Here is an 11,142-nt window from a genome sequence, read left to right on the forward strand (position 1 = left end):
ATCGGCACGCGGAATCGGCGTAACGGCCTTCTTCATTGTGCCTGCGCTCAGTTCACGAGCTCGCCCCAGAAACGGCCACACTGCACTTTTCGCTTGCGAACAGGGTGCCGTGTGCGCGACAATTGATGGGCACATTGCAAACAAAGCCGACCCGGCCTTGTTCGCATCTCATCAGACGCGTACAGAAGCCGGGTCCATCACCCGGCTTCTCGCGCCTTCACCGAAGGGAAATACCGTGAACAGCGAGCAGCCGAACAACCGACGCATCCAGCTCATCGTCCTGGCCGTCGTGGCCGCACTGGCCGCCGCCGGCCTGACGTTCGGTCTCGTCAAGATGACCGGCTCGGACAGCGCCAGCGACCAGACCGACCCCAAGCCCAGCGCGACGGCCCCGGCGAACGAGCCCCGCGAGCTCATCCTGATGCTCAAGCACGGCGAGCAGCACGCCATGCTGGACCTCCAGTTCCACCCCCAGGGGGGACAGGTCACGGGGAAGTACACGCTGGTGCACTTCGACGCCGAGGGCAAGCCGGCCCGCCTGCCGAACGCACAGCAGATCAACGGGTCCGGTACCCCCAGCGGGTTCACCCTCAACGGCCTGGGCGACTACGGGCCGGTCCGGGGCAACGCCATCGACGGCGGGGCCCGCATCCACTTCGACCAGACCTTCGGCCCGGACGAGTACGACTGGAAGGTCATCGACTCCACGACGGAGTTCGAGCAGAAGGTCACCGAGTTCGAGTCGTGCCTCAAGCAGCACGACACCGCCTACTGCGAGACCGTCCTCAAGGACGCCAACTGAACACCTTCGCAGGCGCAGGTTCCCTGGACCTGCGGGAACACGACCCGAACCCCGACGACGACCGGCCTCCACCCCAGTGGGGTGGAGGCCGGTTCTTCTTTCGGCTCCCGGCGCCTTCCGGCTAGGTCCCGTCCGCAGAGACCTCGGCCACGCGCGCGAACGCGTGACCTGGCCGGTGGAGCGAAGCCGGAGGCGAGCGGATGCGGGCCGGGACTGCGAGAACGCAGCCTAGGTTCTGGCCATCTCGTCCCGGTACATGTCCCGCAGCACCCTGCGGATGTCGACCGGGGTGTTCGCGTTCGCCGCCAGCCGGGGGTCGACCTGGGTCATCCGCCTGCTGTCCTGGAGCGACCGCTCCAGGTCGCTCAGCCGGTCGATCACCGCCTGGTTCTCCGAGCGTTCGCCGCGGCCCTCCCTGTCGAACACGTCCCGCAGCTCGTCGAGGCTGCGGAGGATCCCCGCCGCGGCCCCCGAGTCGGTCGGCCGCTGGGAGATGGCACCGACCAGCCTGTCGATCTCCTGGTGCATCTGCTGCTGCGCCTGCTGGTTGTTCTTGGTGATCTGGTCGGCGAGCCGCGTCAGCTCATCGGCGTCGATCATGCTGTTCGGATCGGCCATCTGCACCCGCAGTTCGCAGACGCCCCGCGCCGAGCGGGACGCGTCGACCGCGTCCCGGAACATGGCGCTCAGCCTGTCGACCTGCTGGGCGGCCTCCTGCTGCGCCTGGGTGAGCCGGGCGTACTCCGCTCCGAAGAACTCCCCGGTGATCGTTCCCGCGTTCATCGTGTCGTGCAGGTTCTTGGTCTCCATGGCGACGCTCACCATGGAGCGGATCTCCCCTTCGAGCTGGCGCTGGAGGTTGCCGGCCGACGCGAAGGTGCCGTCCGGCATCTCGATGCGGATCCTGTTGAAGTCTCCGATCTCGTTCCGTGCGGCGGCCATCACGCCGCTCACCGCCTCCACGTCGCGCCGCTGGCGGATGTCGGGGGCCGGCATGTCGACATCGCTGGCCCAGTTCCGGGCGGCCTCCACGGCGGCGACCTCTCCCCGCCGGGGGGCGATGGTGATGCGCGAGATCTCCTCGTCCTTGCCCCCCTCGAGCCAGCGCTCCACCCGCACCTTCACCTCGGGAAGGCGCGTGTCGAGCCCGTGGGCCTCCAGGACGTTGACGATCTCGCCTTCGTCGGTGATGTAGCCGCGTTCCCTGAGCTGCGCCGTCATCCGGGCGATCTGCTGGTCCTGGTTCTCCAGGACGCCGTCGGCGGTCATCTGGGGCCGCCGGTCGCGCGCGGGCAGGAACAGGTGCGGGAGCATGCCCAGCTGCTCGGCGGTGATGCCCTGGGGCCGGCCGTTCGCGAACTCCACGTCGGGGGCGAGCAGCCCCTGATTGCTGACCTTGAGCTGGCTGGCGTTCAGGCCCATCGCGTTCGCCGCGTCGGCGAGCGCTCGCATCTTCTCCTCGTCGTTGACGAATCCGGTGAACTCCGGGTGGAGCCCGCCGGGCTGCCCCTGGCCCCACTGCCGGGCCCGCAGCATGTTCAGGCCCTCCTCGGCGTGCTCGCCCATCAGCCGCCGCTGCTCCTCGGAGTCGCTGACGCGGATGATGTTGCGATGCCAGTCGTCGGCCTGCCGCAGGCCCGTCCGGGCGCTGTTCGCCGTGGGCATGCCCGCCGCGGAGATCGCGGCCATGCCCGTCCCGTCGCCGCCGGCTCCGGAGCGCCCTCCCCTGATCCCGTTGACGCCGGCCTGGATGCCGCGCCCGGCCGCCGCGGAGCCGGTGAAGGCCATCAGCGGCAGCGTCGCCAGCACCGCCGGCGGCGCCATCATCGTCAGGCCGGCCAGACCCGCGGTCAGCCCGGCGTACGCGGCCGCACGCTGCGCGGGCGACCCGGACGAGGCCTTGCGCTGCAGGGCGTTCATGCCGTGCTGGAGCTTCGCGCGGCCGCCGTCGTACTTGTCCTTCGCCCAGTCGGTGATCGGGCGGGTGGCCCGCTGCGCCCCCTTCTTCGCCACGCCGGCGACCGCCCTCGTCGCGCGGTTGTTGAGCATGCGCCGCTGCAGCGACCGCTCGTCCAGTGCGGCCAGCCGCATCTTGCCCACGCCGAGGCGGCCGAGGCGCTGGGCCACCTGCTGGCCGGCGTTGCGCGACAGCCTCCGGTCGCCGCTGCCCCGCAGCACGATGGCCGAGGCGAACCCCGTGGCCCCCGAGGTGGAGGAGATGTCCCCCAGGCTCAGGATCTTGCTGATCTTCTTGAACAGGAACAGCGCCACCAGGGGCGCCGCGCCCTGCGCGACCTGCTGGAAGAAGTTCGGCGTGCCGTCCTTGGTGGTCGCCTCGATGGCCTGGTACGTCGTATCGGTGAGCATGGTCAGGAACGTCAGGGCAAGGGTGAAGAGGGCGTCACCCGCCGCCGCCGCTCCGGTGAGTTTGAGCAGTCTCATCCCTTGCGGCAGGCCCGCTCCTATGAGCAGCAATGTCAAGGGCAATATCATGACAAGCCCTGCCAAACCCACACTGGACACTGTCATACCGATCGCCATTGGTCCCATGACGAACAGGAAGACGAAGGCGACGATCATCGACAGCAGACCCTGGGTGAGCCGCTGGGCCTGGTTCTTGCCCAGCCAGGCGCTGACGAAGTTCCAGTCGGCCTGGCAGGCGGGCTCGCTCGCGTAGCAGTTCCCCAGCTTGTCCTTGAGTTCGTCGTCGCCGTTGAAGTAGAACGTGCCCATCGTGCCGTTGTCGCAGAGAAAGCAGAGCACGTCGATACCGGCGACGCTGAACTGGTGCCCGCTCTTGTCGTCCTCGTAGGTGACGTTGCTGTAGAGCTTCTCGCAGGCCTTCGCCTTGTCCTTGGTGTCGGTGGCCTTGTCCCACTGCGGGATCGTGTGGGCGCTGCCGAGCCCGTCGTCGTTGGCCTTGCACGCGCCCCAGGCGATCATGATCATCTGCTCGTCCGCGGCGGGGTCGATGAAGTACCCGCGGGCCGAGTTCGACGTGGTGGTGTTCTTGGCGTGGCCGGTCGCCAGGTCGTAGGCCTCCAGCTTGTTCTCGGTGCTCACGTCGGCGTTGGCCTCGAGCCAGCGGCAGGACGCGTGGGCGGGCGAGGGGAACTGCTTCGTCCCCTCGCCGAACTGCGCGGCCTGCCAGGAACGGACGAGCGAGATCTCCCACATCTTGCTCACCTGCACCATCGCCTGTTTGCCACTGGCGAGTGAGGTCTCCTTGTTCCGGGCCATGTACTCGTCGTTGAGCTTGTCGTCGAACTTCGCGCAGGTGACCGGGCCCGCCCCGCCGTCCGGGTGGGCGTCGTAGAACACGGGATTGTTGTCCGTGCCGTCGTTGATCCTGCCGATCTTCTGCAGGTCGTAGAGCGAGTCCGCCGCGGTGGTGAACCAGCCCTGGACGGTCGCGGCCATCCACGGCATCGTGTACGCCGCCGTCGGGTTGTCCTGGTGCTTGTCAGCCTGGTCGCCGATGAAGAAGATCAGCCCGTTCGCGGCCAGGAACACCGTGACCAGGCGCATCGCGGCCGCGGGCCCCCGGCGGTGTCCGCTGCTGGACCAGCGCCGGATCACCGCCGCCATGACGAAGATCCACGAAGGGATCAGGAACCAGGCCGCGTACAGCGAGAAGGTGCGCACGACGGAGTTGATCGGATCCGCCGCCCGGCAGATCATGTCGAACGAGTAGCCGAACCCCATGAGCGAGCCGATGATCCGCCAGCAGAGCCCTCCCGCCATGAACATCAGGCTGGCGATCATCGAGACGAACCGCTGGGTCTTGAAGATCCGGGCGTTGTCCACCACGAAGAGCTCGAAGGACGTCCACCGGTGCAGCGGCAGGAACTCCCTCGCCTCGCTGTAGGCCTCGCAGTCGTCCCGGTTGATGTCATAGGTGGGCTCGTCGTTCGGGGCCGCCGCGAGCAGGCGCCCGCCGGCGCCCGCCCCGGCCTGCGCAACCGGCGCGGAGGACGCGCCGGGCACAGTGGAATCGACCGGCCCAGCGGAAGCGGCGGGCGCCGAGGGGGCGGAGGACGCGGGCGACACGGCGGGCGCGGCGGCGTGCGATGGCCGGCCGCCGGTTCCGAAGCCCTCGGTCTGCCCGGAGAGCAGCGCGAGACCGCCGAAGACGGTCAGCGCCAGTACCCACACCAGCAACTGGAGTCCGCGGCGCGGGCGCGGGGGTGCCGCCTTCGCGCCGCCCGGTTCCCCCTGGACGGAACGGCCCCGCTTCCGCGGATCGCCGCGGCGGGCCGTGCCGGGCCTCAGCCGACGAGCCATGGGTTCTGCTCCTCCCCCGTCTGCGGCGGCGCGGCGGTGACGTCGTGTCCCGTGTGCGGCGCGGCGCTGATGTCGTGCCCCGGGACCGCGCCGTTCTGCGCCGGCGCGGTCGCGCCGGGATCCTCCATCCGCGCGGCGGCGGCGACGGCGGCCTCGTACTCGGCCCGCTCGGCCTCCTCGCGCTCCCTGCGGGCCTCCTCGCGCTTGCGGCGGTCCTCCGGGTTCGTGCTGTACGCCTGCGCGGCCTCGGGCGGCGTGGGGCCGAGGACGACCTGGGCGTGCCGTCCGAACAGGTCGCGGAAGATGCCGCGCGCCCAGCGCGCGGGCTTGCCGTCCTCGGGTGGCAGCGGGCCGAATTCGCGGATCTGCGAGAGCCGCTCGGGGGTCGGGTTGAGGCCGCACAGCCGCAGCGCCGTCTCCGCCTCGCGCTTCTCGTTCAGCTTCAGCACCAGCACCCGGCTCAGGTAGGACTCGAGGTCCTTGGTGACCACGTCCGCGATCCGCTGGGTGAGGAACACCGGCATGATGTTCAGCGACCGGCCCTCACGGGAGATGCGCTGCAGCGAGGCCAGGCCCTCGGCCTGCGAGAGGAAGGTCCACGCCTCGTCCACGATCAGCACGCCCGAGCGGTTGGCGATGAGGATCTCCAGCGAGGCGCGGATGACCAGGCGCACCGCCGCCAGCGCGATGCGCTCCGACACCGAGTACTCGCTCGGGGTCTTGCCCTCCGGCAGGCCGAGCTCGCGGTCGAAGTCGACCAGCGTGAGCCGCTGCGACATGTCCAGGCGGGGCAGCGGCTGGAGGGCGATGCCGAGGGAGAACATCGAGGACGCCTCCATCTGCTGCTCCACCAGGCTGCGCACCCGCTCCGCGTCCTCGCCGGGGACGTACTTCAGGGCGTCCCAGACGCAGCGCGCGCCGTTGAGCGCCCCGCGCTTCAGCCCGGAGCCGAGCGCGAGCCGCTCCGACAGCGAGAGCCCGTCGCGGGAGTCGTCCAGCGCGGACAGGATGTGCACGTTCGCGATCTCGGCCGCGATCGTCGGCGGCGCGTACCGGAACGGGTCGAAGGCCCCGGGCGACTCCTCCAGCGCCGACATCGACACCCGGCCGGCGGGGATCCCCAGCCGCTGGACGTAGTCCACCATCCCGTAGAGGGAGTCGCCGCCCTTCGGGTTCACGAAGATCACCGGCAGGCCGTTCAGCGCGGCCTGGGTGGCGACGGACTGCGCGAAGAAGGTCTTGCCGCTGCCCGGGTCGCCGAAGATGCCGAAGACCGGCGGCAGGTTCTTGCGGGGGGCGCCGAGCGGGTCGACGAAGAACGGCGTGCCGTCCGGGTCGATGAGCCCGCCGTAGACGCCGACGTCGTCGCCGAGGTCGGAGAACGCCTGGAGCCCGGCGTGCGAGACCATCGGCACGTTGACGTCCTGCAGGAACGGGTTCACCCGGACGGAGGAGCAGGGCAGGGTCTCCTCCAGCGCCTGGATCTGCCGGTGCTCCAGCGCCTTCATCTGGATCCCGTAGTACTGGGCGAGGAACTCCATGTAGGTCTCGGTGGCGTCGGTCATCTCCCGCGCCATGATGAAGCTGCACTGGGCCAGCATGGGCTGGTTGGAGCTCGCGAGGTAGTCCTCGACCTCCTTGGCCTGCTGGAAGGTCTGGGAGAGCTCGACCTTCTCCAGGTCCTGGGTCTTGCGCTCCTCCTCCATGTTGGACATGATCCGGCGCTGCGCCCGGCGGGCCCTCGCCCGCGTCAGGTTCGCGGGTTCGAGCTCAGCCCTGATCGAGATGACGTGCGGGGCGTCGCCGGGGTGGCTGATCACGTCCAGCGCCCACTGGGCGTCGGGGGACGGCATGATCGGCTGGTCGAACCGCATGACGGCGGCCATCTCCAGCTCGCCGATGCCGGTCACGTCGAGCCGGGTCGGCATCTCCTCGATCACCGCGTCCGGGCCCCGCCCGAGGTTGTACCAGGACTCCAGCTGGTCGAGCTCCTGCCGGGTCGGCTCCTGCGCGTCCGCCCGCTTGAAGATGGAGACGATGTGCTCCATGTCCTTCTGGTAGTCCGCCAGGTCGGGGACGTCGTCGGCCATGGATTCCTTGACCAGGTCGGTCAGGGCCTTGACCGTCCCCATGCCGCCCTGCGAGCCCTTGCCGGCGCGGGACGTCTTGTCCATGAGCGACGACCGGAGCTGCACGCCGACGAACAGGACGCGCTTCGGGGCCAGGAAGCCGAAGGCCTCAGCCTGGTAGGCGCGCAGCTCGTCGGTGTTCTCCTTCGGCGGGGTGACGAGGTCGTCCCAGGTGATCGAGACCAGGTGGACGTTGCGGTTGTTGGACAGGGTCGCCAGACCGCCCACGGGCTGCCGCGACGTCCGGCCGAGGTCGCCCAGGAGCCGCGACAGCGGCGCCGCCATGGACAGCTGCTCCGCCGGGTCCTCCCACTTCATCGGCGACAGGCGCACGGTGCGGTAGATCCACACCTCGCCGTTGTAGCCGACGTAGACGCCGTCGGCGGTGCGCCAGGCGTACGGAGTGGTCCACATGGTGGCGGTGTCGGCCTCGGAACGGCCTGCGCGGCTGGTCCCGGTGAGACGTCCGAGCGCCGCCCTCAGGTTGACCATGTGCTGTCATCTCCCTGGTTGTGTTGGCTCTCAGGGAGACAGTCCGGCAACCGGGGCTGGCGGCATCCGTCATTGTCCGCACAGTCGCTATTAGAGATTCCGGCCGCTTCTCCGGTCGGGTGACAACCAGAGCGCTGAGGACACTGAGTGATGGCAACTGCGCCGAACCTCGTCGTCGCGGGGGATCCGGGCGTCGCCCGGAGTTTGCGGGAGACCGGCCGGTTCTCCGCGGTGTACGACGCCGCCTCCGCGGCGGAACTTCGCGACCTGTCCAAGAGCGGGCGGGTCGGTTCTCCCGCCGCTTTCATGTTCGCCCCGGGGTTCGTCGAGGACCTTCCGGGCGCCGGTGTGGCCGTCCTGGCGAACGGGCTCGCCGGCCGCGGGTTCACCGTGCTCGTGCACGGCTACTTCGCGGAGCGGGGCGACGCCTTCGCCCCGGGCGTCCACGTCCTCGGCGGGCAGCTCAAGATGTCGGACCTGCTGGCACTGGTCGGCATCGCCGGTCCGCCGCAGGCCCAGCCCGCCGCCCAGCCCGCCGCCCAGCCCGCCGCCCCGCCACCGGCCGCGACCCCGCCGCCGGCCGCGGCCAGGCCGCCGGCCGCCGGTCAGCAGCAGCCGGCGGCGCAGCCGTTCTCGGCCGCCCAGCCGCCTGCCGCCCAGCCGCCGGCTCCGGCGCCCGCCGAGCGACCCGCCGCCACAGGCCAGCCCCCCGCCGGCGGCTGGAACCCGAATCCGGCGCAGCCGCCGTCCTTCGCGCAGCCGCCCGGTGCCGTGCCGCAGGGCACCGAACCGCCCGCGCCCTCCGCCCCGGCTCCCGGCTCCCAGCCGTGGCCGGCGACCGCGCAGGGGCAGCAGGGGTTCGCGGGACGTCAACCGGCCCCGGCAGGCCCGGCCGAGCCGGTGCCGGACGCGGGTTCCGCGACGAGGCACGACCACAACCTGATGCCGGCCCAGCCGGCCTCGAACGGGTGGCCGGGTCCGCAGCCGACGCCGGTGGCGGCGACGGTCAGGGCCGAGGGCCCTCCGCCGGCCCTGGGACGGGTCATCGCCATCGCCTCCGCCAAGGGCGGCGTGGGCAAGACCACCACGGCCGTGAACCTCTCGGTCTACGCGGCCAGGCACCTGCACGCGGCCGGCCGGCCGGGGAGGGTGGCGCTGGTCGACACCAACTTCCAGCAGGCCGACGTCGCGCGGTACCTGAACGTGGAGTCGCCGACCATCCTCGACCTGCTCCAGGCGAACGGCTCGCTCAGGGTGGAGTCCGTGCGCAACCATCTCGCGCACATCCCGGACGCTGACCTGTTCACGCTGCTCGGCCCGCAGGACGTCACCATGGCCGACCCGGCGCTGATCAACGCGGTGCTGTACCGGCGCATCATCGCCGTGCTGCGGCAGGCGTTCGACTTCGTGTTCGTCGACACTCCCGTCGCCGAGCTCTACCACATGACGTTCACCGACCTGGTGCTGCCGGAGGCCGACGCGATCCTTGTCCCGGTCGAGCCCAACCGGGTGACGCTCGAGGCCGCCCGCGCCTGGCTGAGCGCGATCACCATGCCGCGGCACTCCCGGAGCGGCGGCGTGGACCCCGAGAAGCTGTCGCTCATCCTCAACCGGGCCCGGGCCGACGTGGACTGCAGCCCGGAGGACGTCATGGACCTGATGCCGGGCTGGCGGTTCGTCGGCATGATCCCGGAGGACCTGGAGTGGACGCAGGCCGCCAACAACCGGCGGCTGAACGCGCTGCGGATCGGTCCGGACCTGGACACGACGTTCCGTGAGATCCTCCAGTTCGTCACCGGGGACCCGGTGTTCGGCCAGTCCCTGGCCGCGCAGCCCGCGGGCGGCCGCGGCGGCCTCCTGAAGAGGATCCTCGGCATGGATCCGAAGTGATCATTCTCGATCCGGCCCTGTCACGAGAAAGGAAGCGGCCATATGGCAGCGCAAAATGAGCCCGCCACCGGAATGGACTTCTGGGCGGCCATCGGCGTCGGCCAGGAGGAGGACGACGGGCCGGAAGAGCAACCCTCGCAGGACAAGCTACTGGTGACCGGCGCCCCGGCCCCCGCTCCCGCCGCGCCGGCGGACACGGGCGCCGGCACCGCGACGGGGAGCCCGCAGGACGACTGGGCGTCGCTGTTCTCCGCCTGGGACGACCCCGCCAACGGCGCCGCCTCCGCGCCGGCGCAACCGCCCGCGGGGGCACCGGCCGAGCAGGCGGCGGCCGGTGCGGGCGAGGCGGAGGCCCGGACGCCGCCGGCCGCGGAGAAGCCGAAGGCGCGGAACGAGCCCCGGAATCAGGAACCGGAGGAGCCCGCGGACACGCCGGAGGAGCCCGCGGACACGCCGGAGGAGCCCGCGGACGCGGCTGCGGAGCAGCCTTCCGAGGACCTCGGGGCCGCGCCGAGCGCCGAGGCCCCCTCCGCCCCGGACGCGAACGGTGCGGCGTGGTCCGCCGCGCCCCCGCAGGACCACCGGACCACGCGCAGCACGCCCTTCGGGACGGCCGGGCAGGGGTTCCAGGCGCCGCCCCCCGCGCAGGCACCGGAGGCCCCGCAGCCCGCGCGGACCCCGGAGGCGGCGCAGCCCGCGCAGCCCGCACCGGCCCCTCAGCCCGCGCAGGTGCCGCAGGAGTCCGCGGAAGGCGCCGCTCCCCCGCCCCCGCCCGCGGCGGACCCGGCGTGGGCCACCGCCGAGCGGATCGCCACCAGCCTCCGCCCGCGCGTGGCCGAGCTCTGGCTGGAGGTCCTCACCCGGCACACCGGCGGGGATCCGGCCATGGCCAGCAGGGTCTACCACGTCCTGAACGGCACGCACCTGCTCGGCGAGCTGATGCGCGACGAGACGATCGACGAGGTGCACGTCCACGGGACCCAGGTGACCGTCTGCGGAGCGCGCGGCATCCACCAGATCCCGGGGTTCCCGAGCCTCGCCGCGTCCCGCCGGGCCGTCAAGACGATCACGGCCTCCCGGGAGAAGCGGGGCCTCGTCGTGTCGAAGGTGAACGACTCCGTCGTGATCAGCCGGCGCAACGGCGTGGTCCCGAAGACCAACGCCCTCGTCGCCAGCGGCGTCGTCAGCGGGGAGCAGCTCGCCCGGATCCGGCAGGCGCTGCAGCAGATGCAGACCGTGACCGTGACCGGCCCGGCCGCGCGGATCGTCCTCCGCGCGCTCGCCTCGCTGATCCCGGAGGGCAGCCGCGTCTTCCTCGGCGCGTACGCGACGCTGCCCCCCGGGTGCGTCACCGCGGTGAGCCCGATGGAGGCCGACTACGTGCTCGGCGTGCGCCCGGGCGCGGTGGCCGAGGAGATGGCGGGCGCGGGGCAGGTCGGCGGCCTCATCGCCAACCCGGAGACGCGGCTCCCGGCGGCGCTGCGGTACGCCGTCACGGGGCCGTCCGCCGCGCCGGAGCGGCTCGTCGAACGCTGACCGCACGCC

At 71.4% G+C, this 11,142-nt stretch carries 5 protein-coding genes; 3 read left to right on the forward strand and 2 right to left on the reverse strand.

Annotated elements, in window-relative coordinates; translation table 11 throughout:
- Positions 1–235 precede the first annotated feature (235 nt).
- Entirely contained in the window at positions 236–802 is a 567-nt protein-coding gene (locus tag AB0C69_RS28275; RefSeq protein WP_360358224.1) for a hypothetical protein, read from the forward strand.
- Positions 803–1,030: 228 nt separating this feature from the next.
- Here AB0C69_RS28275 and AB0C69_RS28280 read toward each other — a convergent pair whose 3' ends face one another.
- Together AB0C69_RS28280 and AB0C69_RS28285 are read right to left on the reverse strand one after the other, a co-directional pair.
- On the reverse strand, positions 1,031–5,086 hold the full coding sequence (locus AB0C69_RS28280; protein WP_360358225.1) for a hypothetical protein: 4,056 nt from the start codon (positions 5,084–5,086) through the stop codon (positions 1,031–1,033).
- Entirely contained in the window at positions 5,071–7,707 is a 2,637-nt protein-coding gene (locus AB0C69_RS28285; protein WP_360358226.1) for an ATP-binding protein, read from the reverse strand. Before AB0C69_RS28285 ends, AB0C69_RS28280 begins: the two co-directional genes overlap by 16 nt.
- A 150-nt stretch (positions 7,708–7,857) precedes the next feature.
- Here AB0C69_RS28285 and AB0C69_RS28290 point away from each other — a divergent pair, with 150 nt between their 5' ends.
- Positions 7,858–9,597: an AAA family ATPase gene (locus AB0C69_RS28290; protein WP_360358227.1), complete on the forward strand. Its 1,740-nt coding sequence runs from the start codon at positions 7,858–7,860 to the stop codon at positions 9,595–9,597.
- A gap of 42 nt (positions 9,598–9,639) precedes the next feature.
- On the forward strand, positions 9,640–11,133 hold the full coding sequence (locus AB0C69_RS28295; protein ID WP_360358228.1) for a hypothetical protein: 1,494 nt from the start codon (positions 9,640–9,642) through the stop codon (positions 11,131–11,133).
- Positions 11,134–11,142 lie beyond the last annotated feature (9 nt).

It is taken from the genome of Actinomadura sp. NPDC048032, assembly GCF_040653175.1.
Classification (GTDB): Bacteria; Actinomycetota; Actinomycetes; order Streptosporangiales; family Streptosporangiaceae; genus Spirillospora; species Spirillospora verrucosospora.